Origin of the sequence: Kocuria sp. TGY1127_2, assembly GCF_013394385.1 — a bacterium.
GTDB lineage: Bacteria > Actinomycetota > Actinomycetes > Actinomycetales > Micrococcaceae > Rothia.
Genome location: NZ_AP022834.1, coordinates 438,178 through 463,701 on the forward strand (window position 1 = coordinate 438,178; position 25,524 = coordinate 463,701).

At 59.2% G+C, this 25,524-nt stretch carries 20 protein-coding genes; 13 read left to right on the forward strand and 7 right to left on the reverse strand.

Annotated features, from left to right (window positions below; translation table 11 throughout):
• Positions 1-114 precede the first annotated feature (114 nt).
• Positions 115-1,776 (forward strand): GH25 family lysozyme, encoded by a 1,662-nt coding sequence (locus sake_RS01930; protein WP_207718913.1) that lies wholly within the window; start codon positions 115-117, stop codon positions 1,774-1,776.
• A 133-nt stretch (positions 1,777-1,909) separates the two neighbouring features.
• Positions 1,910-2,368, forward strand: a complete 459-nt coding sequence (locus tag sake_RS01935) for a thioesterase family protein (protein WP_129358635.1) — start codon at positions 1,910-1,912, stop codon at positions 2,366-2,368.
• Positions 2,369-2,435: 67 nt separating this feature from the next.
• On the opposite strand, the gene sake_RS01940 is transcribed toward sake_RS01935, so the two are convergent.
• Both sake_RS01940 and sake_RS01945 read right to left on the reverse strand, forming a co-directional pair.
• A complete protein-coding gene (locus tag sake_RS01940; protein WP_129358637.1) occupies positions 2,436-4,637 on the reverse strand; it encodes a glucose PTS transporter subunit IIA in 2,202 nt (733 codons plus the stop codon).
• Between the two features lie 353 nt (positions 4,638-4,990).
• Positions 4,991-7,468: an HAD-IC family P-type ATPase gene (locus sake_RS01945; protein WP_178945343.1), complete on the reverse strand. Its 2,478-nt coding sequence runs from the start codon at positions 7,466-7,468 to the stop codon at positions 4,991-4,993.
• Between the two features lie 219 nt (positions 7,469-7,687).
• Here sake_RS01945 and sake_RS01950 point away from each other — a divergent pair, with 219 nt between their 5' ends.
• Positions 7,688-8,875, forward strand: a complete 1,188-nt coding sequence (locus tag sake_RS01950) for a hypothetical protein (protein WP_129358642.1) — start codon at positions 7,688-7,690, stop codon at positions 8,873-8,875.
• Between the two features lie 84 nt (positions 8,876-8,959).
• Here the strand turns inward: sake_RS01950 and purL are convergent, their stop codons facing one another.
• The 3 genes from purL to purS are packed head-to-tail and all read right to left on the reverse strand — an operon-like array spanning position 8,960 to position 12,359.
• Complete coding sequence (gene purL / locus sake_RS01955; RefSeq protein WP_178945344.1) at positions 8,960-11,263, reverse strand: phosphoribosylformylglycinamidine synthase subunit PurL; 2,304 nt, start codon at positions 11,261-11,263, stop codon at positions 8,960-8,962.
• Positions 11,264-11,295: 32 nt separating this feature from the next.
• Entirely contained in the window at positions 11,296-12,105 is an 810-nt protein-coding gene (gene purQ / locus sake_RS01960) for a phosphoribosylformylglycinamidine synthase subunit PurQ (RefSeq protein ID WP_129358646.1), read from the reverse strand.
• A 2-nt stretch (positions 12,106-12,107) separates the two neighbouring features.
• Positions 12,108-12,359, reverse strand: a complete 252-nt coding sequence (gene purS, locus sake_RS01965; protein ID WP_129358648.1) for a phosphoribosylformylglycinamidine synthase subunit PurS — start codon at positions 12,357-12,359, stop codon at positions 12,108-12,110.
• 816 nt (positions 12,360-13,175) lie between these two features.
• Between purS and sake_RS01970 the strand changes: the two genes are divergently transcribed.
• From sake_RS01970 to sake_RS02015, 10 genes are all read left to right on the forward strand, one after another.
• Positions 13,176-14,123, forward strand: coding sequence for a flavin reductase (locus sake_RS01970; protein ID WP_129358650.1), 948 nt, complete (start codon positions 13,176-13,178; stop codon positions 14,121-14,123).
• A gap of 44 nt (positions 14,124-14,167) precedes the next feature.
• Positions 14,168-15,619 carry a cytosine permease gene (locus sake_RS01975; protein WP_178945345.1) on the forward strand — a complete coding sequence of 484 codons (1,452 nt, stop codon included), beginning with the start codon at positions 14,168-14,170 and terminating at the stop codon, positions 15,617-15,619.
• Position 15,620: 1 nt separating this feature from the next.
• Positions 15,621-16,157 (forward strand): cysteine hydrolase family protein, encoded by a 537-nt coding sequence (locus sake_RS01980; RefSeq protein ID WP_129358654.1) that lies wholly within the window; start codon positions 15,621-15,623, stop codon positions 16,155-16,157.
• 495 nt (positions 16,158-16,652) lie between these two features.
• Entirely contained in the window at positions 16,653-17,402 is a 750-nt protein-coding gene (locus sake_RS01985) for a GntR family transcriptional regulator (protein WP_129358656.1), read from the forward strand.
• Positions 17,392-18,036 (forward strand): amino acid synthesis family protein, encoded by a 645-nt coding sequence (locus tag sake_RS01990; protein WP_129358658.1) that lies wholly within the window; start codon positions 17,392-17,394, stop codon positions 18,034-18,036. The genes sake_RS01985 and sake_RS01990 overlap by 11 nt, the downstream gene beginning before the upstream one ends.
• Positions 18,033-18,584, forward strand: a complete 552-nt coding sequence (locus tag sake_RS01995) for an amino acid synthesis family protein (RefSeq protein WP_129358660.1) — start codon at positions 18,033-18,035, stop codon at positions 18,582-18,584. The genes sake_RS01990 and sake_RS01995 overlap by 4 nt, the downstream gene beginning before the upstream one ends.
• Positions 18,585-18,589: 5 nt before the next feature.
• Positions 18,590-19,345: an alpha/beta fold hydrolase gene (locus tag sake_RS02000; protein ID WP_129358662.1), complete on the forward strand. Its 756-nt coding sequence runs from the start codon at positions 18,590-18,592 to the stop codon at positions 19,343-19,345.
• A complete protein-coding gene (locus tag sake_RS02005) occupies positions 19,338-20,819 on the forward strand; it encodes an aldehyde dehydrogenase (protein ID WP_129358664.1) in 1,482 nt (493 codons plus the stop codon). The genes sake_RS02000 and sake_RS02005 overlap by 8 nt, the downstream gene beginning before the upstream one ends.
• A 4-nt stretch (positions 20,820-20,823) precedes the next feature.
• Positions 20,824-21,063 carry a tautomerase family protein gene (locus sake_RS02010; protein ID WP_129358666.1) on the forward strand — a complete coding sequence of 80 codons (240 nt, stop codon included), beginning with the start codon at positions 20,824-20,826 and terminating at the stop codon, positions 21,061-21,063.
• 50 nt (positions 21,064-21,113) lie between these two features.
• Positions 21,114-22,160 carry an LLM class flavin-dependent oxidoreductase gene (locus tag sake_RS02015; protein ID WP_178945346.1) on the forward strand — a complete coding sequence of 349 codons (1,047 nt, stop codon included), beginning with the start codon at positions 21,114-21,116 and terminating at the stop codon, positions 22,158-22,160.
• Positions 22,161-22,357: 197 nt separating this feature from the next.
• On the opposite strand, the gene sake_RS02020 is transcribed toward sake_RS02015, so the two are convergent.
• Together sake_RS02020 and sake_RS02025 are read right to left on the reverse strand one after the other, a co-directional pair.
• Positions 22,358-24,184, reverse strand: coding sequence for a glycoside hydrolase family 15 protein (locus sake_RS02020; RefSeq protein ID WP_178945347.1), 1,827 nt, complete (start codon positions 24,182-24,184; stop codon positions 22,358-22,360).
• Complete coding sequence (locus sake_RS02025; RefSeq protein WP_129358672.1) at positions 24,181-25,242, reverse strand: glucose 1-dehydrogenase; 1,062 nt, start codon at positions 25,240-25,242, stop codon at positions 24,181-24,183. Before sake_RS02025 ends, sake_RS02020 begins: the two co-directional genes overlap by 4 nt.
• Between the last annotated feature and the right edge of the window lie 282 nt (positions 25,243-25,524).

Sequence of the window (25,524 nt, forward strand, 5' to 3'; positions counted from 1 at the left end):
GGCGCTAATCTTGATCCGTGGAATACCCCACGATCATTCACCCGCGCCGATAGGGGAGGCAATTGCCTGTATCGACCCATATCGTGCCGGGCCGGCCTTAAGGGAATCAATCGCATGACAATAACTCTTCGTCCCCCTTCCGCATTAGGACTGAAAAGAACGGCCAAAGGGGCTCTGACACTGACCTTATGCATGGGGTTGTTGGGCATCCATGCGCCTGCTTTCGCGGTCGACGGTGTACCGGAGTCGACTTCGACCGGCACGTCGTCGCTGGCGAATGAAACCGATGGTACCGAAAACAAACAGGTCAGGAGCCTTGTCCCCGAGCGGGATGTCCTCAAATCACCGACCCTCGGTGCGAATCCCCCTATCACCGGTGGCGAGAATCCGGGTGCGACGATGGGGCAGACTCAGAAGCCCATGGACCAGATGGACCATCTGTCTCCGGCATCGGCGGAATCAGCTCACCAGGACATGCAGAAAGCACTCAAAGGCGAAGCGGTGACCAAGAACGCTGCTCCGGAAGTCGCGGGTGCAGCCGCATCGGCAGGGGTAGGGCAAACCGCGGCGACGTCGGGAATCCAGGGGATGGACGTTTCCGGGTGGCAGCCCAACGTCAACTGGAATTCCGAATACGCCAACGGGGCTCGTTTCGCTTACATCAAAGCCAGTGAGGGGACTGGTTACACCTCTCCCACTTTCTCTTCTCAGTACACCGGAGCCAGCAACGCGGGAATGTACCGTGGTGGCTACCATTTTGCTTTGCCCTCCCAGTCTTCCGGGGCGGCGCAGGCCGATTACTTCGTGAACAACGGCGGTGGCTGGACCGCGGACGGTCGAACGATGCCCGGAATGCTGGATATCGAGTTCAATCCGTATCCGAGTCTGGGCAACACCTGTTACAACATGTCCCAAGGCCAGATGAACTCGTGGATCACATCATTCACGGAACAGTACAAGAACCGAACCGGACGGTATCCGGTGATTTACACGAACTACTCCTGGTGGGTTTCTTGCACCGGTAACACCAATCAGTTCAACTCTATGCCGCTGGATATCTCGTATTATTCGTCCACGGCGGGACCGATGCCCGCCGGGTGGAGTACCTACGACATCTGGCAATACAGCGCTTCCGGGCCCTATTCGGGGGATTCGAACGTTTTCAACGGCAACGCAGCTGGACTGTCCGACTTGGTCAGGAACGCGGGTTACAAGCCGGTCGGTGGCCGCTCCCCAGGAAATCCGGGTGGTGATACGGGGGGCTCGTATTACACGTCGGCGAATGGGAGAAGGGTCAATCTCTCCGGGGCGATCGGTGCCAAGTGGAACGCAAATCGCAGCAAATACGGCGAACCGGTCAATAACGAGACGTGCGGTTTGGTCCAGGGCGGCTGTTACCAGACTTTCTCGAATGGATACACCATCTACTGGACCCCGAACGGCACGGGAACCCACGCGGTATATACGTGGGGTGCGATCGGGGATAAATGGATGGCTTCCGGGTATGAGCGGTTCTATGGGTATCCGGTCAACGAGGAGACGTGCGGGTTGGTCGGAGGCGGCTGTTATCAAACCTTCTCCAACGGCTACACGGTGTACTGGACTCCATTCGGCACCGGAACCCATGCGGTGTACACCTGGGGCGAGATCGGCAAGGAATGGATGGCTGCCGGTTATGAGCGAGGGTACGGGTACCCGACAACGGAACGGATCTGGAACGGAAGCCAGTATTACCAGAAGTTCTCCAATGGCTGGACCGTAACCAATCCGAGCTGATGACCGATGTCGGTACGTGCGAGAACGTACCGGTTCCGTTCCTGGGGCGCCGCCCGAGGGGCGGAATCGGTGCGTTCTCGCACGCACGGCGGGATTGAAATCCAACCTTCCCTCCAATGGATAAGGTGGAAGGATGAGTTCTCGAATCCTCACCGTAAATGTGCCCCTTCGCTGGGGCGACATGGATGCGTACCACCACATCAACAACGTGCAGATCGCGCGCATCATGGAGGAAGCCCGCGTGGCAGCATTCGGCCCGCCACCGGCGGCTCCGGGAGCGGAAGAGTCGGACGCTCCCATTCCGCTTTTCACCCGGCTTCCCCGCGGAACGCAGGCGTTGATTGCTGAGAACCACATCAAGTACCGTGCCCCGCTTCCGTACAGCAGGACGCCTGCTCGGGTAGAGGTTTGGGTGGATAAGATCACTGCGGCAAGTTTGGCGATCGAATACCGAATCTACGATGCTCGAACCGGTCAGCGTTGTGTAGATGCCTCTACCGTTTTGGCATTCTTCAACGAACCGGAAGGGAGGATCGTTCGCATCTCAGCCGAACAGCGTCAGCTCCTCGAGGGCTCCGCGTCCTCAGACTGAATTTCACCCGTGCAGCAACGGCCCGGCGTCCCATGGGACGCCGGGCCGTTGCCGTACCGTCAGAAGGCTACTTGGTGACGATCCGGATTACCGGGCTCCCCAAGGACGCGGCACCCGCAGGGATGCCTTCGACGCTCGCATACTTGGGCGTGTTGGTTACCAGCACGGGGGTGATGGACGAATACCCGGAGTCGGCGATGACCTCGCGGTCGAACGTCAGCAGCTTCTGCCCCGCCTCGACCCGGTCGCCTTTGGACACCTCGGGTGTGAAGCCCTGGCCACCCAGGTTCACGGTATCGATGCCCACATGGATGAGCAGTTCGACCCCCGAATCCAACCGGATACCGAGTGCATGGCCGGAGGTAGGTGTCGCTATGATCTTGCCGGCCTCCGGAGCCACAACTGTTTCGGCGCTCGGCTTGATTGCCACGCCTTGACCCAACTTACCGGCGGCGAAAATCGGATCGGGGACTTCCGACAGGGAGACGGCTTCGCCTTCTAGTGGAGCGCCAACTGTCAGCTCAGTACCCGCCGCCGGTTGCGAGGTTGAGTGGCCCGTCTGCTCCGCTGATGCGGCTGACACCGGAGCCGAGGTCCCGGCGGAAGCAGCGGTCGACCCGGCCGCGGCAGCACCTACACCCGCGCCGACCGGAGTGCGTTCTTCGGAGCGCGCGACCTCGGAGTCTTGATGATCCTTCTCGATAACGTTCTCGGTTTTCTCGCTCGTGGGAACCTCATCCGAGGCGAGATTCTGTTTCGCGAGATCGGCTTCGCGTTGCTCGCGGGTGCGGAAACCGAAGATCAGCACTCCTGCCAAACCACCGAAGAATGCAATGGCCAGGCCGATCGCGAAGAGCGGTATCGGCTGCATTGCGGGAATCGACAGCAACGAGGTGAAGGCAAAAGCATAGGACCTGACGCCCATCCAGGAGATCAGGCCGCCGGCAATCATGGCCGGGACCAGAATCAGCGGAAAGACCCGCTTGTAGCGTAGGACCACACCGTAGAGTGATGGCTCTGAAATGCCTCCGAGAAGACCCGAGACCGCGGCTCCCGTGGCAACCTGACGCAGTTCCTTGTCACGAGCGGCACGAATGGCAACGCCGGTGACCACGCCGAAGACGGCGAAGTTGTACGCGGCCATGGGGGACTGGATGAAGTCGTAGCCCAGGGTTGAGAGGTTGGAGATCATCACTGCGTTGAGGGGCCAGTGGAGTCCGAGCGGAACCATGAACAGATATGAACCGGCGACGACGACGCCCACGATAGCGGGGTTGATGTCGTTGAGCCACTGGAACACGTTCGAGATGCCGAGTCCGAGGTTCACGCCAATCGGCCCGATGATGAGGGCAGTCAAGGGAACCATGATCAGAATCGAAATCATCGGGACGAAGACCATGTGAAGCATGTTCGGGATGATCTTCTTGAGGAATCTTTCCAGCGGCGCCAGAACCGCGACCGCGAACAGGGGAGGGAAAACCTGTCCCGTGTAATTGAACAGGTAGAGCGGAACGCCCCAACCGCCGATGTGGAAGAGGGTGATGTGGTCGGCGTTGCCGGCCATCTCTGCCAAGCCTCGGAAAGCATCCGTCATGAGGGCAGCGGGGATGGCCGCGCCCACCCACATATTGGCGCCAAGCCGCTTTGCCGCCGTCGCGCCGATGAAGATCGGCATGAAGTTCAAAACCGACATGGCCGCGCCCAGCAGAATGAACCAGAACGGGAACTGCGAGCGCCAGTCGTTGAGCAGGGCATCGTTCGCGGCGTCGTCCCCGACCTTGGGGCCGTTGACGAGGTCGACATTGACCACCTGGCCGGCGAAGTTCGTGTAGTGGCCGAATACACCGAGCTGCTGAAGCAGCACGATGAGGGTGAGGATCATCGACGAACCAAGAAGCGCCCAGAGCACGGGCCGGAACGAATCCGAAAGAACATCGAACATGCGGGTGATGATTCCCGCTTTCTTCTCATTCCCTTGCCCCGCGGCCTTGGTCTTCGACGCGGTCGAACCGCTTTCCTTGTCCATGCCGGGCAGTTTGGACATTTCTCCATAGACCTCGGCTACTTCATTGCCGATGACAACCTGGGTCTGGCCGGACTGCTCGATCACCGACAGAACACCGTCGGTCTTCTCGATCTGAGGCTTGTTGATTTTGCTCTTGTCGTTGATGGTGACCCGGAGACGGGTCGCGCAGTGGGTGAAGTAGTCGACGTTGTCGGCACCACCCAGTCCGTCCAGGACGGACTTCGCCGTTTTCTGATAGTCCACGGATGACTCCTCGGTGAATCAACCGGCCGTGGGGCCGGCGTCTTAAAACACAAAAGACCCGAGCCGCACGGTGCTTACGACCTAGGTTCCGTAGTGAACGGTCCTGGGCGACGGGCGCGGGTACGAAGCATGGAATGCCTCGATGCCTTTGCGCCTCGCGATGAAGCCGCTGGTCCTGGGACCAGCAATGCGACTCAGGTCTTGCCTGCTGTGTCAGTAACAACCCTGATATTTCGGCGATGTCCGCCGAACCTGGAATTACTTTACCCGTACGTCATAACCTGCGCAACGGGTAAGTCACACGGACAAGGCGCAGCTCGCCCCGCTTGTTATAACGTGCGGTGCGCGGCCTTTTAGACCTCGCCCGATAAGACCCCCGCGCGGAATGCCTCGGACTGGTGCCTCCGCATCCACCGTCGATGCAACCAGTAATTCAGCTCGACGAGTCCGCTGCCGACCACCGCGATGGAGAAAGAAGCCCACAGCAGGTTCGCTTCGGGCACCTGGAACTCGTGGTACATGAGCGACCACGGAATGACCAAGACCAGGACCAAAGCGACGTACATGCTGATCAGTAGCGCCCACCGCGCAGGCGTCAGGGGACGAGAGCCGACACAGAGGATCCACAAACCGACGAGGACCAGGACGATGAAGTTCGCCGTCTGGATCTGTTGCTGGACCTGCATCCCGCTGGGATCCACGTACTTCGAATAGAAATTCACGGCCACAATGCACAGTGTGACCACCACGGCGCTGGGTAGCGCAAAATGCAGCGCCCGGCGCAAAAACCCTCCGACGTAACGGCGATTATTCGGCAACATAGTCAGGATGAAGGAAGGTCCACCGATGATGAGCAGGTCCGCCGTCGAATACTGCCGGGGCAGGAAGGGGAATTTCCACGCCAGCAACCCGAGGACCACACCCATCATGACTGCGAAGCTCGTCTTGGTCAGGAAAAGGTTGGTCACTCTCTCGATATTCGCAATGATCTTTCGGCCTTCAGCGAGCACTGAAGGCAGCCGGGAGAATTTTCCGTCCAGGAGGACCAACCGGGAAACGGCCTTCGTCGCGGGGGCGGCGTTGCCCATCGCGATGCCGAGATCGGCGTGTTTGAGTGCCAGCGCATCGTTGATCCCGTCCCCGGTCATCGCGACGACGCGGCCATGTTCCCGAAGCCCTACCACCATGTTCTTCTTTTGATGAGGAGATACCCGGCCGAACACGTGGTGGGTGAGGGCCGCTTGGGCGAGGGCCGGTCCGTCGTCGGGAAGATCCGAGGCGTCGATCGCGCCTTTTTCGACGTTCATGCCGGCCAACCGTGCCGCGGCGGCGACGGTTGCGGGGTTGTCCCCCGAGAAGACCTTCAGATCGATTCCCTGGCCGGTGAAATAGGAAAGGGTCTCCTTGGCGTCCGAGCGGACCTGTTCCCGAAACGTCAACAGCGCGACAGGATCCCAATGGTCGGGCAGCTTCTGTACCGGCCGGGCATCGTCGTCCCTGGTCAGCGCGTCGGCACGGGCCAGGACCATGGTCCGGAGCCCCTCGGATGCGAGCTGCGTGGCGCGATCCCGCGTTTCACCGGGGGAGATGAGAACCTCGGGGGCACCGAGCAGCCAGGCCCCTGAATCCGCGAATTCCACGCCGGAGAAGCGGTTGGCCGAGGAAAAACCCAGCACTCCGCTCGGCTCGTGCTGCGGAACGGAGTCGAAACTTTCCCCGAGAGCGGCCGCGGTCGGGTTGGCATTTTCATCATGGCCGAACCAGGCCAGGGCCGCGCGGGCTTGCTCCTCAAGATCAGCGGCCGAACCCAGGGGATATGCTCGGTCGAAAGTAACTCCACCCTCGGTAAGGGTTCCGGTCTTGTCGAAACACACCGTGTCCACCCGGGCAAGTACTTCCACTGCGGGCTGCTCCTGGATGAGGACCTCGTCGGCGGCAAGCTTGACCGCCGCAACGGCGAAGGAAATCGTGGTCATGAGCGCCAGGCCCTGGGGGACCATCGAGGCAACCGACGAGACCGCAACGACGAGAGCGTCCTCCCAGCTGCCGGTCGAGAGAGCGCGGTGCCAGCCGCCGACCGCTTGCATCTGGCCGTTGAGCACCACCAGGATGATCGGGATCAACGCGATCGAGATCCATTTGACGACTCGCTCGGTTGCGGCGCGCAACTCGGAATTGATCGGCGCGAACTGCCGCGCCTCCTTGGCTAGCCGTGACGCGTGCGAGCGCTCGCCGACCGCCGTCACGCGGACCCGCCCGGAGCCCCCGACCACGGACGAGGCGGAATAGACTTTATCGCCCGGTTTTTTGACGACCGGATCGTTCTCGCCAGTCAGGAGTGATTCGTCCAGATCCAAACCGTCCGCGGTCAGAACCTCGGCGTCGGCAGGAACCTGGTCGCCACGGGAGAGGAGGAGGACGTCGTCGAGAACTATCTCCTCGAGTTTGATCTGGGAAACCGCACCATTGCGCAGGACGCGGGCGGGATCCTGGCGGAGCAAAGCAATCTTGTCGAGTTGGCGTTTGGCCGAGAACTCCTGAACGAATCCGATGATGATGTTGGCCAGGGCCGCAAGGGAGAAGAGGAGATCGAGCCAGCGTCCCAGGATGATGATGACGGCCGCGCACATGCCCAGCACGAGATTGAACAGCGTGAACAGGTGAGTGCGGACGATGGCCCACACACTTCGCGAAGTGGTGTTGGGCTGATGATTCGTCAGGCCGAGCTCGGTGCGTTCGAGGACCTCCTCGGCGGATAAGCCCGTGTTCGCGAGCTCGGCGTCGTCGACGCGCGAGAGTCGCGGCTGGGCATCCTTGGTGCGAGTTGGCATCGATCTCCTCGTGGTTCACAACGTGCATTCATTAGTTTACGGGCGTGTCCCCTGTGGTCGGAGTAGACCTGCCTGTAATTCCGACGACCCGTCATCTGTGTGAAACGAGGAGGTGTTAGTGTCGGGCATACCGCGCCAGAAGGTGATGTAGATAACATCCGTCGCCGTTCCGTTCGATTCAGCAATCCCTTCACAGCTCATGACAGATCGGAAAAACCCATGGACACTATGTACGCCGCCGTGGTTCTCCTGGCCTGCGTCGCCTTGGGCGAGTTGATCTCGGCCGCGACTCGGGCTCGCATACCCGCACTCCTCGTCGCCATGATTGCAATGGCCGCGCTGACCCAGACTGGCTTATTTCCCGTCCAAATCGCCGAAGCTTCGCTATTCGTCGGCATGGGAACGATTTTGCAACCCGCGATCATGGTTCACATGGGAACCTTGCTTCCCATCGCGTCCTTGAAACAGCAGTGGCGTCCCATCATCATCTCCGTAGCGGGTATGGCGTGCGCAACAGGGTTGATTCTGCTGGTCGTGGGACTGCTCTTTGGGTATGGCACGGCTGTTGCCGGGACAGGGCCTCTGGTGGGCGGAATCGTCTCGACATTGCTGACGACCGAGGGGCTTACATCCGCCGGGATGACCACCTTGGCGGCCATCCCACCCCTGGTTCTGATGCTCCAAGCCTTGCCCGCAATGCCCCTGACGGCTTTCTTCCTGAAAGGGCACGCTCGTCGTCTGATCGAAAGCGGCGAGGTCAAAGTCACCCGGGATCCCGATACCGGAGCGATTCAGCTGTCTCCCGAGGCACAAGCCGAGGCAAACCGTAAGACGCTGGTCAGGCTGCCGGCTTCCGTGCGCGAAAACCAGATCGTCCTGCTCTTCATGGTGGTCGCTGGTGGCGCACTGGCCATGTACATGCAAGGAATCACGGGTGTTTCCTACAGCCTCTGGGGCCTGGGACTCGGGATCTTGTGCGTGTGGTCGGGAGTCTTGCCGCGGGCTTCACTGGAGAAGGCCAACGCGTTCTCACTGGGCATGGTCGCGATCATCGTCATCGTTGCGGCGCCGTTGATGAGCGCCTCGCTATCGCAGATCGTGACGTCTCTCGGAGCTGTCGTATTGATTCTTCTGGTCGGAATGATCGGCATCGTGGTAGGAGGCGCGATAGCGACGAAGCTCCTGGGCTGGGACATACGTTTGGGCATGCCCGTGGCACTCACTGCGATGTTCGGCTTTCCCGCGGACTACCTCATTACGACCGAGGTCGCCCGGTCCTCTTCGGAGGATCCTGAATTGCAGAAGGCGGTCCAGGATCGGATTCTTCCGCCTATGTTGATCGGCGGTTTCACCAGCGTCAGTGCCGGATCGATCGTGATCGCAACAATCCTCGTCAACACGCTGTGACCGATCGTAGCCCAGACAAGCGCCATGGCCCTGCCGAACACGGGATGTTCGACAGGGCCATGCCGCAATGCCTTACCGGGGTGCTTAGCCGAAGTACTCTGGCAAAGTGTCGGACCATGCCTGGCGGAGTTCGGGAAGCCCGACGCTGGCGATGCCCTGCAAATCCAAGGCATCGTTGACGGCGTCCACGACACCGATGCGCGCGAACGCGTAACGGCGTGCGGTACACATGTCCTTGAATCGGACTTCCTCCGTGCGGGGCACGGAGCAGATCGCGCGTCCTTGGGATTCCGAGAACAACATCGTGAATTCGTCCACGCCGTCGCGTTCGGCGATCTCGCCCAATCCGATCCTTGCGCCTACGCCGAAACGAAGGCACGAGTCAGCCAAGGCGGCTGCCAACCCACCTTGGGAGAGATCGTGTGCGGCATCGATCATGCCATCGCGGGACATGTTCACGAGCATGTCCCCCAAGAGTTTCTCCTGTGCCAGGTCAACGCGGGGAGGCCGGCCACCGAGGTGTCCCTTCAACCGAGCCCATTCCGAGCCATCCAGCTCTTCATAGGTGGTTCCGAGCATGTAGATCGCATTGCCGTCCTCGGTCGGTGCCCAGCCCGACGGGGTGCGGCGAGCTACATCGTCCATGACGCCCATCATCGCGACGACGGGGGTGGGGTTGATCGCGCGGCCGCCGGTCTGGTTGTACAGCGAGACGTTTCCTCCGGTCACAGGGACGCCCAGCTCCATGCAACCGTCCGCCAGACCGCGTACGGCCTCAGCGAACTGCCACATGATGGCCGGGTCCTCAGGGGAACCGAAGTTGAGGCAGTCGGATACGGCAACGGGTCTGGCGCCTGCGGTCGCCACGTTGCGGTAAGCCTCCGCCAAGGAGGCCTTGGCACCCTCATACGGGTCCAGATACGTGTATCGCGGATTTGCGTCCGTGGCCAGGGCGACGCCCAGTCCCGTTTCCTCGTCAATGCGAATCACGCCGGCATCGTCCGGCTGGGAGAGCGCGGTGTTGCCCTGGACGTAGCGGTCGTACTGGTTGGTGACCCATTCCTTGGAGCACAGATTGGGCGAGGCCATGAGATCGATGACGGCCTGGCCCAGAGCCGGACCCGAGGGACGATCCGAGCCGGCCTCAGAAGCGACGAAGTGGTCGCCTTGGGTCTCGTCCTGCCATGAAGGGCGCTCATAAGGGCGTTCGTACGTGGGGCCCTCATGGGCCACGGTCCGCGGATCGACATCCACGATGACCTCGCCGTTCCACTCGATGACCAGGCGGCCCGAGTCGGTGACCTCACCGAGCACCGAGTACTCGACGTCCCACTTGTCCATGATTTCTTCGAAGCGGGCCATATTCGTCGGGGTCACGACGGCCATCATGCGTTCCTGGGATTCCGACATCAGGATCTCGCCGGGAGTCAGAGTACTGTCTCGCAGCAGAACCTTGGTCAGGTCTACGTGCATACCGCCCTCGCCGTTGGAGGCGAGCTCCGACGTCGCGCAGGATATCCCTGCCGCGCCGAGATCCTGGATCCCCTCGACGACCGAGTCCTTGAACAGTTCCAGACAGCACTCGATGAGAACCTTCTCCGCGAAGGGGTCTCCGACCTGCACGGCCGGTCGCTTGGACGGCTTGGCGTCATCGAAGGATTCCGAAGCCAAAACCGACGCACCGCCGATGCCGTCACCGCCTGTTCGCGCACCGAACAGGATGACCTTATTGCCCACTCCGGAAGCGTTCGCGAGCCGAATGTCCTCATGCTTCATCACGCCTACGGCCAACGCGTTGACGAGCGGGTTGGCTTGGTAGCAGGGGTCGAACTCGACCTCGCCGCCGATATTCGGCAGGCCCAAGGAATTGCCGTATCCGCCGACGCCCGCGACGACGCCGTGCACTACGCGTTGGGTGTCCGGGTGGTCGATGGCTCCGAAGCGCAACGGGTCCATGACGGCGACCGGGCGGGCACCCATCGAGATGATGTCGCGAACGATGCCGCCGACTCCGGTGGCGGCTCCTTGGTAAGGCTCAACATAGGAGGGGTGGTTGTGGGACTCGATCTTGAAGGTTACCGCCCACCCGTTGCCGATGTCGGTTACGCCGGCGTTCTCGCCGATACCGACCATGAGGTCCTTCTTCATTTCTTCGGTGACTTTGGCGCCGAATTGCTTGAGGTGCACCTTGGACGATTTGTAGGAGCAGTGCTCGGACCACATGACCGAGTACATGGCCAACTCGGCGGCCGTGGGACGGCGCCCGAGGATCTTCTTGATGTCGTCGAACTCGTTTTCTTTCAGACCGAGCTCGGCCCAGGGAAGAATAGTCTCCGGGGTGGACTGTGCATGCTCGACGGTGTCCAGGTTGAACTGCTGTTCGTTCATGTGAATGTGAATCCTTGTGTCGGCTCGGGAGATTATGCGGCGACGATCTGGCGCAGAAGAGAAGTGAACAGATGGAGTCCGTCCGAGCCGTATCGCATCGCCACCTCATCCGTTCCGGACGATGACGGGCCGAAGCCCGGTTCCACGGCGTGCTCCGGGTGGGGCATGAGGCCGACGACGTTGCCGTGTTCATTGGCAACCCCCGCGATGTCCTGGCGTGAACCGTTCGGATTGCCGTCGACGTAGCGGAAGACCACACGATTCTCTTCCTCGAGAAGGCGAAGCGTTTGCGCGTCGGCGACGTATTGGCCGTCCTGGTTCTTGAGCGGAACCACGATTTCGCTGCCTTGTTCCAGCTCGGCGGTCCACGGGGTAGACGTGGACTCGATACGGAGCCTTTGGTCCTTGCAGATGAACTTGAGATGATCGTTCTTGATCATCGATCCGGGCAACAGATGCATCTCGGTGAGGATTTGGAAACCGTTGCAGATGCCCAGCACGGGCAGCGGGGAGGAACCCGAGGTGCCCCCGGCGGTTGCGGCTCGGTAAACCTCACGCATCAAGGGAGCCTTGGCGGCGATTGACCCCGCGCGGAGGTAGTCACCGTAGGAGAAGCCGCCGGGGATGATCACGGCGTCCACGGATTGCAGGTCCGAGTCCTTGTACCAGAGCGGAATCGGCGTTCCACCCGCGAGTTTCACGGCGCGGGCGGCATCGCGATCATCGAGGGTCCCGGGAAAGGTGACGACGCCGACGCGAGCGTTCGCGAGACGATCGTCCGAAACCTCGGAAGAGAGATCGGCGATCAAAGGTACTTCTGTGGAAGACAGCGATTCGGGCATGGTCAGTCCTCCGCGATGGAAACGTTGACGACGTCCTCGATCACCGGGTTGGAGAGGAGCTCTTCCCCGGCTTGTCGAGCTTCCTCGAGGTGACGCTCGGTGATGTCGCCCTCGACGGTCAGTTCGAATCTCTTGCCCTGCCGAACCTCGGCGAAGCTGCTCAGTCCGATGTGGGGCAGTTCGCGGGCGATAGCCTTGCCCTGAGGGTCGAGAATTTCTGGCTTGGGCATGACATCAACAATGATCCGGGGCATCCGTCGCTCCTGTACGCGGTTAGGGGTATTCAGGCGCGCGGAAACCGGTGCCGTCTCACGTCGGACGCTAACATCCCGGACGCTCCGCGAGCTTGCCTCCCCAGTCTAACTGGTGAAAGGGGCGGTTGCGTCCGGACCGTTGTCGACCGGCATAATGATCAGTTCGTTGCACTGGGGCCGGTTGAGACGGGAAAAGCAAAAACCCGGTTCTTCCCGTTCGTCGTCCGAAAGAATGCCATCCCGGTGGTCGACAATCTCACTGACCATTTTGATCTCACATGTCCCGCGGCTCCCGCGCTCGTAGGAGATTGGGGTATGAAATCCTGCCGCAAGCGCCAAGGCGTTTCGGGGAGTTGTGCGTGTGGGGCATGGATCGGAGAGAACCCAATATTCCCGGCGTCAGGAGGCGTGCCTCCGCATGGTCCAAGCTGATGAAATCTTGTGGATGCCAGTCGGTTCCGTGAAAAGCCCGTCACCGCAAGAGTGTCGAGAATTGGCCTCTGTCCGTAATTGAGAACGAGTAGAGCCAGGTGCAGGGCAATGAATACGGCCGCTGGGAGGGGGACAGTGTCTGTGTCGCCAGGCTCGCGGGCCTCGGCGCGCCGGGGGCCACAGATCCGGTCGAGGAATGGTCGGACTGCGGTCATTCGACGACTGAGGACCGGACCGTTCATTCATACATGAAACCTCATGTTGTGTACAACAAGACATCAACGGTCATGGCTAAAAATTCCCATCACCCCTGAAATAGTGGGAATAAAGCCGTTCTGCACAAGGTGTTGACTCCTATTGGTGACCCCGATTACAGTCTCTACCATGCAACAGGAGATACAAGAAGCAATCTGCAAAGCGTGGGAAGCGGCATGGGACCGTGGAGAAGTAGACCGCCTCGATGACATCATGGCGCCCGACTACAGACGCTCCAGCACCTCGAGCGACACATCCATGACAATGGATGGGCTCAAAGACGAGATCCGTAGCGTACGAGCAGCTTTCCCGGACCTGACCACCACAATCGACGAGTTCATAGCCAATGACTGCAAAGCCGTCATCTTCTGGACATCAAGGGGCACACATACGGGTGATAGCCTCGACGCCCCCTCCACGAATCTTCCCGTCGTAACGCGAGGATCCAATATTCTCGAAATCGAGAGCGACCTTGTCACCCACGAGACCGTGACATGGGACCGCGCAGGGTTGTTGGCTGATACCGGGATCAAGCAACTTTCTGCTGCTCACGAACCGTCCCATTCCGAAATTGTGGTCGACACCATGGCCGAGGACCCCGACCACGAAGCCGTCAAAGGATTCAACCGGAAATTCATAACGGGCGTGACGGTCGTAACCACCGGCTCCGGGGATATGGCGAAAGGCCTTGCCTGCAACGCCTATTGCTCGATTTCGTTCGAGCCCCCGCTGGTTCTCGTATGTGTCCAGAAGACATCTTCGACGCATCCGGACCTGTTCAAGTCCTCTCATCTCGGCATCAATATCATCGCCAACGATCAGAGCGAAACACTGGCAACGTTTGCGTCAAAAGGCGTCGACAAATTCGCGGGCGTCACCTGGCACGAGGGCCCTCATGGTTCGCCACTTATCGACGGTTCATCCGCTGCACTTGAAGCCGAGATCAAAGAGCGCTTCCAGGCCAAGACCCACACGATGTTCATCTGCCGCGTGCGACACGCAGAAGTAACTGACTCTGAACCAATGGTTTACAAGGCGGGCCGATTTTACGACGGCGCCGACCTTCATGCCCTTTAAACACGACGGCGAGACGTCTCCATAATGACCTGAAAGGATACGCAATGGCGCGCATCGATGAAAACGGCACGGCCCCCGACCAGGGATATCGAGACAGCCTGACCAAAGTTGAACCGTACGGCATCGAACACATTCCCGAGGCCGAACGGCACGGAAAGCCCAGTTCCCAGTTTTTCATCTGGTTCGCCGCCGGTATGAACTTCCCCATCATTGTTCTTGGATTCAGTGCAAGCAGTCTGGGCCTGTCTACGAGCGCCTCAATCACCGCGATCCTCATCGCCGCTTTCGTCGGATCCATGTTGATGGGAATCCTCTCCAAAATGGGGGTCCGCCTCGGGATACCGCAGCAAATGCAAGCCCGCGGCACGCTCGGTTTCATCGGCAATATGTTCCCGGTCGCCTACATTAACGTCTTCGCCGGCATAGGCTGGGCCGCCACGACGATCATCCTCGGCGGCAAGGCGATCGCCGAGCTGACCAATGTTCCGTTCTGGGCCTCAGCGCTCATCCTTGTTGTCCTGCAGCTCGCTGTCGGGTTCGTAGGCTACAACCTCATCCACTATCTTCAGCGCATCCTAGCCATCGTGCTGTTCTTTGCTTTCCTCGTCATCAGCATCGTCAGCCTGCAACGTGGAGGAACACAACTTCACACGAACCCGGAAGCTCCAGGATTCGCCGGCAGCGGTAGCTGGATCATATTCTTCGGTTTTTTCCTGTCATTTCTCATCGCCTGGTTCCCTTTCGCTTCGGACTACTCTCGCTATCTGCCAAATACGAAGGAGACGCGCCGCGGTGCAGGTATCTTCACCGCGTTGGGCAGTTTCGTGACCATTGCTTGGATGGGCATCCTCGGAGTCATCCTTGCTGGCTCGGCGACATCCGAAGATCCAATCACGGCACTGCACTCTCTGATGGGGCCGTGGGCCTTGCCGGGGCTTGGGGCAATTGCGCTCTCCTCGTTCTCGCAGAATTTCCTCAATGTGTACGGCGGCGCAATCTCGATCCAAACCTTGGGCATTCCCATTAAACGCCAGACCGGTGTTGTACTCATCTGCGTTGCCGCCTACCTTGTCGCGTTATGGGGTCAGACCAGCTTTTACGACAGCTTCAAAGTCTTCCTCAACCTGACCGCGTATTTCATCGCGCCTTTCGCCGCGCTCCTGATGTGCGACTTCTACTTCGGCAAACGGGCCAGCAAACAGGGTATCGCCGAGCTATTTGATAGGTCCCGCAAATTCGAATGGGGTTTCGTAGCCTGGGCGGTCGGCGTCATAGGATCATCGCCTTTCTGGATATCCTCCCTTTACACAGGGCCTGTGGCATCGGCATTCCCGCAAATCGGTGACGTGACCTATTACGTCGGAGCCGCGATCGCCATCGTCATTTATTTCCTCACCTACCCGTTGCCGCGGCTATCGGGGCGGCGTATCACGCCACGTACCGCCGTCAGGTCAGAGAGAGAACAGCCGGAGACGGAACGAGTAACGACAAACTGACATGCTCAAATTATCGCCGAGACTTGTCATCATCGACATGCAGCGGGCCTTCCGCGACGAGACCCAGTGGCGCATTCCGCGCTATGACAATATCGTTCCCGTCATCAGTGACCTGATCGAGTCCACTTCAACACCACCGATTGCCACTCGATTCATCCGCGATCCAGCCGAACGCGGCACATGGCATAACTACTACGATTACTGGCACCAGATGAGGCTCGCGCCCGACGATAACCAATGGGAGATCACCCTCAGCCTGCCGGACAATGCCTCTGTCATTGACAAACCCACCTTTGGAAAATGGGGGCCTGAACTGGCTCGGCTCATTCCAGAAGGCCACGAAATGCTGCTCACCGGAGTCGCGACCGATTGTTGCGTGCTGGCAACGGCCATCGCAGCGGTCGACGCCGGTCGTTCCGTCACGGTGGTCTCCGATGCGTGCGCAGCAGTCAGCGACGAGGTTCAAGACCAGACGCTAGCGATCCTCGGTCTACTGTCACCGATGTGCCGCATCGTCAAAGCCTCAGAGTTGGGATAAGGAGCCAAAATCGCGGCCAGCTGTGCAGGTCCCGACAAGGGGACAGAAGATCATTCCCACGCTCTGCGCGGGGACCACCCGTGAAGGGCAAATACTTGCCCAGGGCGGGCAAGAGATTCCATGTGCAGGGTGAATCCGTACGTCACTTGCCGAAGTGCAGGAAGAGCCGACTGAATCCTTTCGCGGAAACATGTCCGGCCCGCTGACGAGACAAGCATTAATGCCGAGTCAGCTCGTCGGCGACTGGGTGTTCGACCAGAGAAGGGTAATCTCGCGTCGCTATGGGTGCCTCCGTCTGCGGGTGAACCTGATGACGCCACGATGAGCTACCTTGCCGAGGCTGATAAACCCTAAAGCTAGAGGATTATCACCTGTTGCATGCCAGTAGCCCAGAGAATAAAAACTCGGATGGGTTAACCAAGGGTAAAAAGGCGGAATATCACGGTACATTGCTTCCCCTTGACAGCAACGTAACGCAAGTCATAGATTTCATGTATGCAAGAAGCCATGGAAAACCCAACGCAAAGCACAGGTGTTGAGGTCCCTCTGCTGGAGAAGGTACGTCGTCAAGTTATCAACGGACGTTATGGGCCTGGAGACCTCATCCCCGAAATCGTGCTGGCGGAAGAATTTGGGGTCAGTCGCACCCCCATCCGCGAAGTCCTCAAGCAGTTGCAGAACGAAGGGCTGGTGGAGATTCGGCCCCGCGTAGGGACGTTCGTGCGAGAACCGACGCGTCGGGAGATCGTTGAACTATTCGAACTCAAGGAGTCCCTGGAAGGGTTAGCTGCCAGTCTCATGGCTCGACGCGGCCGGGTCCCTGAGCTCGAGACACTTGAACGCAACCTAGAGGCCTCAGACGTGGCCGCGTCTGAAGGAAACAGCCAATCGTATGCAGAGCTAGTCCACGAATTCCATTGGACTCTGGTACGTGGTGCCGATAACCGGAAGTTGTACGAGACCTACGAGCGACTGATGAACCAGTTGGCATACCACCGCATTGTTGTTGACACGGTGACTCGGCCCGGTCGGCTCAAAGCTTCCGATAATGAGCACCATGCCGTGGTCGAGGCCATCAACCGCAAAGACGCTTTGGACGCAGAGTTCACCATGCGCAATCACGTTCGTGCTTCGAGCCAAGCAGCGTTGGCTCCGACGGACTACCCGCGTCTCACCGAAGCTGGTGCCTTGGACAACACGGAAGAACACTCGCCTACCGTCAGGAGTAGCCGCCATGGCTGTTAACACGGCACCGACAGCTATTGGTGGGGAGGTAGCGACTCGGATCGGTCTCCGCTCGCTCACGACCGTTTGCGATGAATTGCGTCTCGAAGCCGGAAGTCCCCTTCAACGCCCCTTGAGTCAGGCCGCGGCGATCGCGGTCGTGAAAAACCCGTGGCTCGAACAAGGGACCCAAAACGATCTCGGAGCAGCGTCGGAGTTCATCGCGCCTGTCTTGGGCAAGATACTCACGGACCAGCTCATCTCATCGTTGGGCGACGTCGAAACCATTGAAGCCTTCGGTAAAGCCGCTCTGGTGGGAATCGATGGCGAGCTCGAGCATGCAGGAGCGCTGATTCATACTCCGTACTTCGGCAACATTGTCCGCGAATTGTTACAGGGTACCTCGGTACTTTGTTTCACCGACGGACGTTCTGCCCCAGGTTCTGATCTGCGGGTTCCCTTGTGGCACAAGACTCGGGCGACGTCCAGGAACCACTATCAGACGATGGAAATCCACCTGCCTGACGCTCCTCGGGCAGATGAAATTTGCGTCATTGCTGCAGCGGCCAATGGCCCGCGCCCGTTCCCGCGCCTGGGCGACCGGCAAACTGATCGTCCGATTACCGCCGAAATTCTGAAAGGAATCCTGCCATGAACATTCGAAAAATCACTACTATCACCGAAGAGATCACCAGTGAGGGAGGACGAACTGTCGATCCTCCGGCTCGTCTGGCCGTGGTCGCTGCAGTTATCGAAAACCCATGGAAAGGTCAGGGATTCGTCGAAGACCTTACCGACGGGATCGAAGCTGTCGCTTCCGATCTCGGAGCGGAATTGGCACCGCGAGTGATGAAGGCACTCGGTGCAGATCTGGAGGCTTATGGCAAAGCTGCCATCGTGGGGCTCAACGGCGAGATCGAACACGGGTCGGCCCTGATCCATACTTTGCAGTTCGGCAATCATTTTCGCGATGCTGCTCAAGCGAGCACCTTGCTGCCCGCAGTCGAAAAACGAGCCCCTTCCGGGGCCGTCTTCGATATCCCCCTGAAGCACTTCACTGACGCCAGCATTCGGTCGCATCACCAGACGACCGAGGTACGCATCGCGGATGCTCCGCACCCGGATGAAATCTTGATCGCGTTGGCCGGTGCTGCCCAAGGACGCCCGCAGCAACGACTGGCGCCACTGAAATCCGAGCAGTGATCCGGATGGCTGAGCCCGCTAACGGCACCTCGGTGGTTCTCCTGCACGGAGTGGGCCTTGACCGGACAGTCTGGTCCGCCGTTGAAGAACAGATGGGTAGACGCCCGACTTTGGCGCTTGACCTTCCAGGTCACGGGGCTCAGCCACCGTTGAGGTCATCAATGACGTTGGCAGAGCTGGCCGATGACGTTCTTGAACGTATGCCCGACGAGCCGGTCCACCTCGTCGGTTTTTCCTTGGGGGCGCTGATCGCCCAGTTGATCGCAGCACGAGACCCTGAACGCCTGGTGACACTGACCTGCGTGAGTGCGGTTTGTTCCAGGACCCAGGGGGAGGCGGCTGCAGTCCAGAACAGACTCACTACAGCTCGGAACGACTTCCGGGCCAGCATGGAACAAGCGGTCCAACGTTGGTTTCCGGGCAATACCGAGATCAGCTCTCTGCGCCGGGACAGGACCTTCAAAGTGCTGATGGCAAATGACGTCGAGTCCTATCTTCATGCATACGCCGTTTTTGCCGGTGGGGACCGAAGCGTCGCACCAGAACTGCCCAAAATTACCGTGCCCACTCTGGCTATCACCGGGGAGCTAGACACCGGTTCCACCCCGGAAATGACCACCCGGTTGGCAGAAGTCGTACCCGATGCCCGGCGTCGCATCGTTGCCGGAGTCCGACACATGCTTCCCGCGGAGGCCCCTGAAGAACTTGTCGCGGAATTAAACGATTTCATCAACGAAGCGGAAGGAGCTCATCATGGCTGAGCGTCTCGATCACTTTATCGGGGGAGAACACCACTCTCCATCCAGCGGGACATGGTTTCCCAGTACCAACCCCGCAACCCTGGAAACACTCTACGAGGCAGCACGCGGCGACGAGGCCGATGTCCGAGCCGCTGTAGAGGCAGCCCACAAAACGTTTAACTCCCCTGAATGGACTCGGAAAACCCCCACTCAGCGGGGGCACCTCTTGCGACGATTGGGCGATGTGATCGGCGAACACGCTGATGAGCTGGCCCGGTTGGAGAGCGTAGATAACGGCAAGCTGTACCGCGAGATGCGTGGCCAGCTCAGAAGCTTACCGGAGTACCTGTACTACTACGGCGGCCTGGCCGATAAGGTTCAGGGTTCTCAGATCCCGACCAATTCTCCTGAAGTATTGAACTTCACACAGCGGGAGCCGCTGGGGGTCGTGGGAGCAATCACGCCCTGGAACTCGCCGCTGACTCTTACGGTCTCCAAGTTGGCTCCGGCGCTGGCCGCTGGAAACACGCTGGTGATCAAGCCCAGCGAGCACACGTCTAGAACCATCCTGCGACTAGGTGAACTGGCCGACGAAGCGGGTTTCCCCGCCGGGGCCGTCAACGTCGTAACAGGTTTCGGCGCGGAAGCCGGAGCCGCACTGGTGAATGATCCAAGGCTGGCCAAAATCTCTTTTACGGGCTCCACCCGGACTGGCTCTGCGATCGCTTCGTCGGCTGCAGCTCGATTTATCGGCTGCACACTGGAGCTGGGCGGGAAGAGTCCCAATATTGTCTTTGAGGACGCCGATGTTTCTAATGCTGCCATGGGTGTGATCGCCGGGATATTTGCCGCCGGGGGCCAGACCTGTATCGCTGGTAGCCGGGTTCTTGCGCACAGAAGCATCTACGACGAGTTGGTCGAACGCGTCACCGAACGGGCATCAACAATCAAAATCGGTGATCCTTTAGAAGATGAAACCGAATTGGGGCCGTTGGCCTTTGAGGATCAGCTCAAGAAGGTGCGTTCATATATCGATATCGGGTCGGATGAAGGGGCCACAGTTCATTACGGTGGCCAAGACCCCGAGGTGGACCTGCCCGGTTACTTCATTACTCCGACGGTTCTCACCGGTGCAACAAACGACATGCGGATCTGCCGTGAGGAAATCTTTGGCCCAGTCGCGGCGATCATGCCTTTTGAGACCGAGGAAGAGGCCCTGCGTCTTGCTAATGACACCGACTACGGGCTGGCCGCAGGGGTGTGGACCTCGAACCTGCAACGAGCAATGCGGATGTCGCAAAGACTCGATGCCGGAACAGTTTGGCTGAACACCTACAGGGCCATGTCACCGATGTCTCCCCGAGAAGGATTCAAACAATCTGGCGTCGGAGTCGAGCACGGTCTCGAATCGATGAATGAATACACCCGGCTGAAGAGTATCTGGATCAACACCGATGAGGGCCCTGTCGCGGACCCGTTCGTGATGAGGGGGTAAAGGAATGCCGCTGATCGATATTTCCATCGCCGAAGGGCGCAGTCGGAAACAACTGCGGGAACTGATGGAAGGTGTGCACCGCGTTGCTGAGTCAACAGTCGGCGCCGCGCCGGAAAACATCACCGTCATTGTTCGCGAGGTGTCCCACGAGCTCTGGTCTCGCAACAACCAAACTATCGCGGAACGGACGGCAAGCACCGACCTGACGGTATCGCCTGCCGAAGTCGAGACCAAGAATCGCTGATGTCCAGGAACAGTGACGTTCCTGGAACCGAGAAGAAGAGGAGGAGAAAGATGCGTTTTTCGCTGTTCATCCATATGGAGCGGTGGGACGAATCGCTGAGCCACGAAGAACACTGGAAGAACTTGGTGGAACTGGTGCGAATCGCCGAGGAGGGAGGATTCGAAACTGTATGGATCGGAGAACACCATTCCACGGAATACACCATCTCACCCAGCCCGATGCCCCAACTGGCATACCTGGCCGCAAAGACTTCGAAAATTCGACTTGGAGCTGGGACCATCGTTGCTCCCTTCTGGAATCCCATTCGGGCTGCTGGGGAAACCGCTCTGCTTGATGTCATCAGCGGCGGGCGAGCTGAGATCGGGATCGCCCGTGGGGCCTACCAGTTCGAGTTCAACCGTTTAGCTGGCGGTATGGCCGGGGCAGAAGGGGGTAAATATCTTCGTGAGCTTGTTCCGGCGGTGCGTAAACTCTGGGAGGGCGACTATGTCCATGACGGCGAACTATGGCAGTTCCCAGTCTCGACCAGCGTTCCGAAACCTGTTCAGAAGCCCACTCCTCCGATCTGGGTCGCTGCGCGCAGCCCTGAGACACACGACTTCGCTGTGGCCAACGGCTGCAATATCCAAGTCACCCCCTTGATGAAGGGGGATGAAGAAGTCAAAGACCTCAAGGACAAGTTCGACGCTGCAGTAGCCAATCACCCCGAGGTGGAGAAGAAGCCGGAAATCATGGTGCTCAAGCACACCTACGTCCACCCCTCCGAGGAACCCGATGGATGGCGGCCGGCCGCGGAAGCGGTCAACCGGTTTTACCGGACATTTTCCGCCTGGTCTTTCGGGAAAAAGGATCCGGTGAACGGATTCCTGGAACCAATGCCAGAGGAAGATTTCGCCGAGCGTCCTGAGTTCGACCCAGAGGCCCTTCATCATACTGCGATGATTGGTACGCCTGATGAGATCACAGGACGGATTCGTTCCTATGAAGATATGGGCTACGACGAATACAGCTTCTGGACGGATAACTCAATGCCCCATGAGGACAAGAAGCGTTCTCTGCAACTGTTTATAGACGAAGTGATGCCGAACTTCCATTAGTCAATAAATCGCGTGATGTTTTTATAGGGCCTCTCGAGCGATTGCGCTCGAGGGGCCCTATGGTGGCGAGATGTGTCCCGGCTTGCGGGGCACTGACTCAACAGGTTCACTCCGGTCGGGTGGGACCCCGCACAGTCGGTTTTCATCTTGATGATCTGTGGAGCCACGTCCTGGGCTTTCTCAAGGCACCATGGTCGTTAACGGGATGCCTCTCGAGTAATGAGAGGATCGCTCTGGCCGCTTAGAGTCTGGGCGCTGTTGATCAGCCCGACAAGACTAAACGCTTGCGGGGTATTTCCCATGTGCCGATGTGCTTGGGTGTCGTATTCTTCCGATAACAGTCCCAGGTCGTTGCGCAATGCCAGAAGACGTTCGAACAGATGCTCGGCTCGCTGGTGCTCACCGATCCCGTGCCAAGCATCTACCAGCCAGAAGCTACAGACCAGGAACGCATTTTCTCTGCCGGATAATCCATCGGCGTTCCCATCCGCGGTGTTGTCATAACGAAGCAAAAACCCATCGCTGTCGAGTTCTTGGGCCACGGCTTCAACCGTTCCGATAATACGAGGGTCATCCCAGGGCAAGAACCCAACTCGTGGCAGAAGCAACAAGGAAGCATCGAGCCCGTGGGAACCGTAGAACTGGGTGAAAGTATTGCGTTTCGGGTCGAAGCCATGCGCGCAAATATCGGCATGAATGGCTTGCGCCAACTGTTTCCAGGTGGCAACGTCTCCGGGCAGTCCTTGCTGTTCGACGGCCCGAATGGCACGGTCGACTCCGACCCAAGCCATAACTTTGGAATGAACGAAATGTTGCTTGGGCCCCCGCATCTCCCAGAGCCCATTGTCGGGTTCTTGCCAGTGCTGTTGAATCCAGTCGACGAGCGAACGTTGTAGATCCCAGGCGGAATCGTTGGCCTGAAGCCCCGCTTCGCGGGCGAGATGTAGACCATCGAGGGTCTCTCCCCACACATCGAGCTGATGCTGTCCCGCAGCTGCGTTGCCGACTCGTACCGGTCGTGAACCCTGGTACCCGTTGAGCCAGTCCAATGTCATTTCCGGTATGCGTTGGGTTCCGTCCAACCCGTACATAATCTGCAGTTTTGACGGGTCACCGGCTACTGCTCGAACCAACCATGCCCGCCAGGCCAGCGCCTCGTCGGTGTAGCCCGTGTTGATCAAAGCCTCGAGGGTAAATGTCGCATCACGGAGCCAGCCGTACCGGTAGTCCCAATTCCGACTACCTCCCAGCTGTTCAGGTAGCGAGGTGGTCACCGCCGCAACAATTCCGCCGGTGGGTGCGTAGGTCAGAGCCTTGAGCAGCATCAGCGAACGATGTACCTCCCGGCTCCAGGGGCCGTTGTATGTGCACTGATCAATCCACCGAGACCAGAAACGAGTGGTCTCCTTCAGCGCGTGGCGGGCGTTGATGGCAGCAGGTGGAGGCAAATAGGAGGGCTTATGAGTGAGAACGAAGGCTATCTGCTTACCTGATGAGACATCGAAGGTTGCATTCAGGGTCCCGGCCTCGTGGCGCAACGGCACATCCGTGCGAACCCAGACTGCGTCTGGCCCGGCAACCGCCGCGAATTCTTCTGAGCACGGGGTTCCGGGTGCGTCGTTGCCCGCGTGTATCCACGGGGTGATGCGGCCGTAGTCAAACCGCAAACACAGCGAGGTACTCATCTGAACGCGTCCTTCGACACCTTCGACAATACGAACTACATTGGCGGCCTCGTCTCGCGGTGGCATGAAGTCGATGACATCTACGATCCCATCTGTAGATTCCCAGCGTGTGCGCAGCACAAGACTGTGAGCATCGTAATCACGTCTGCTCAGGCGCGCGTGCCCGGTCGGGGCAAGACTCCAATACCCTGCCGATTCGTCGTCTAAGAGTGCGGCCAAGCAGGCCCGATCATCGAAATGAGGCAGGCACAACCAGTCTATGGAACCATCAAGTCCTACCAGGGCGGCGGTGTGCAGGTCACCGATCAGTCCATAGTCCTCGATACGTTTATCGCTCACAACCCCTCCTCATCGAGCAAAACCACGGTCTTGACCTCGTGATCGCCAGAGGTAAAGGCCTCGGGAGCCTTCTTGAGCGGAATTCTTCTGGTGATAAGACGCTCCAGCCAACCTAAGTCTGCCTTGGCGAGGATCTGGGCAGCCTGCTTGTAGTGACCAAGGTTGGCGTTGACAGACCCGACAATCGCATCGTTGTCCAACACGATCTCACGGTTGATGCGGCCAGCATCAATTTTCAATGGAGTGCCCGTTCCAGAAACTCCTGTCAGGCAGACGATGCCGTACGGGCCGGTTTCTGCGATGGCATCGAAAATGACTTGCCCGGCTCCGGTCGCTTCAATCACCACATCGGGTTTATGGTGTTTGCCGACCTCCGTGACACTACCGGTGTGGTAAGTCGCACCAAGGGCCTGAACGAGATCCGGTTTCGGTCCTTCCGTGAGTTGATCCAAAACATGGACATCCAAGCCTTGCTGAACGCCGATCATCGCCGCCAACAATCCCACTGGACCAGCCCCGGTCACCAACACCGTCTGCGGGGCAAACCAGCTGCGCTGGCCAATGCGCTCAACTTGTTCCCAGGCCTTGGCAACAATTGTTGTTGGTTCCAGCAGAACCCCAGCTAGCCCCAGCCGCGGATCTAGACGGACCGCGAACTCGGGTTCTACAGTCCACTGTTGGCTTCCGTACCCATTGAGTTGCTTAATCCCTCGCTCGGTGTACCGTCCGTTGCGGCACATATCCCATTGCCCGCGTGCACAAGCTCCACAAGGTACCGGATCCGGGCGGCGTACGACTCCGGCTACAAGGTCTCCCACCGAAAACCCGCTTCCGGTGGGTGCTTGTTCTACCCGTCCCAGTGACTCGTGACCCAAAACAAGATGTTGCTCCCCATCAGGAGCCCAGCCATATTTCCCGTCCGCGATCTCTTTGTCAGTCCCGCAGATACCGATCGCGAGACCACGGACCAATAACTCGTTATCAGCAGGACGTGGCTCGGGTATTTCCTCGACACTGGTTGAATCTGATTCACCGGGCTTGACGGTTAGGGCGTACATAGTTCAGTGGTACCCGACTCTGTCCATTCCGTCCAGCAGGTGGAGAACTTATCAGATCATCGGTAATCCGTCCGTGGCGGGCTGGTTTGCATGTGCGTCAGAAGCAGACGGGGCCATACGTCCCCTCTGACCTGAACGAGTCACGTCGTCGGAACACTCGGGATATACCAGGTGTAGCGTCGCGAAATCGGTGCCACCTAACCAGTCAGGTCACATCATGGTCCCGGCTGGAGGGAAGCGGGGTGCCCCGGTCAGGGGCCTCGACCGGTACGGACTATCCGG

Bases quoted from the DNA above. Each gene is read 5' to 3' on its own strand.
- sake_RS02010 (WP_129358666.1), top strand. From the start codon at position 20,824: ATGCCGCTGATCGATATTTCCATCGCCGAAGGGCGCAGTCGGAAACAA.
- sake_RS01985 (WP_129358656.1), top strand. From the start codon at position 16,653: ATGCAAGAAGCCATGGAAAACCCAACGCAAAGCACAGGTGTTGAGGTC.
- purS (WP_129358648.1), bottom strand. From the start codon at position 12,359: ATGCCCCGGATCATTGTTGATGTCATGCCCAAGCCAGAAATTCTCGAC.
- sake_RS02025 (WP_129358672.1), bottom strand. From the start codon at position 25,242: ATGTACGCCCTAACCGTCAAGCCCGGTGAATCAGATTCAACCAGTGTC.
- sake_RS01945 (WP_178945343.1), bottom strand. From the start codon at position 7,468: ATGCCAACTCGCACCAAGGATGCCCAGCCGCGACTCTCGCGCGTCGAC.
- sake_RS01930 (WP_207718913.1), top strand. From the start codon at position 115: ATGACAATAACTCTTCGTCCCCCTTCCGCATTAGGACTGAAAAGAACG.
- sake_RS02000 (WP_129358662.1), top strand. From the start codon at position 18,590: ATGGCTGAGCCCGCTAACGGCACCTCGGTGGTTCTCCTGCACGGAGTG.
- purL (WP_178945344.1), bottom strand. From the start codon at position 11,263: ATGAACGAACAGCAGTTCAACCTGGACACCGTCGAGCATGCACAGTCC.
- sake_RS01995 (WP_129358660.1), top strand. From the start codon at position 18,033: ATGAACATTCGAAAAATCACTACTATCACCGAAGAGATCACCAGTGAG.
- sake_RS01990 (WP_129358658.1), top strand. From the start codon at position 17,392: ATGGCTGTTAACACGGCACCGACAGCTATTGGTGGGGAGGTAGCGACT.
- sake_RS02005 (WP_129358664.1), top strand. From the start codon at position 19,338: ATGGCTGAGCGTCTCGATCACTTTATCGGGGGAGAACACCACTCTCCA.
- sake_RS02015 (WP_178945346.1), top strand. From the start codon at position 21,114: ATGCGTTTTTCGCTGTTCATCCATATGGAGCGGTGGGACGAATCGCTG.
- purQ (WP_129358646.1), bottom strand. From the start codon at position 12,105: ATGCCCGAATCGCTGTCTTCCACAGAAGTACCTTTGATCGCCGATCTC.
- sake_RS01980 (WP_129358654.1), top strand. From the start codon at position 15,621: ATGCTCAAATTATCGCCGAGACTTGTCATCATCGACATGCAGCGGGCC.
- sake_RS01970 (WP_129358650.1), top strand. From the start codon at position 13,176: ATGCAACAGGAGATACAAGAAGCAATCTGCAAAGCGTGGGAAGCGGCA.
- sake_RS01935 (WP_129358635.1), top strand. From the start codon at position 1,910: ATGAGTTCTCGAATCCTCACCGTAAATGTGCCCCTTCGCTGGGGCGAC.
- sake_RS01950 (WP_129358642.1), top strand. From the start codon at position 7,688: ATGGACACTATGTACGCCGCCGTGGTTCTCCTGGCCTGCGTCGCCTTG.
- sake_RS01975 (WP_178945345.1), top strand. From the start codon at position 14,168: ATGGCGCGCATCGATGAAAACGGCACGGCCCCCGACCAGGGATATCGA.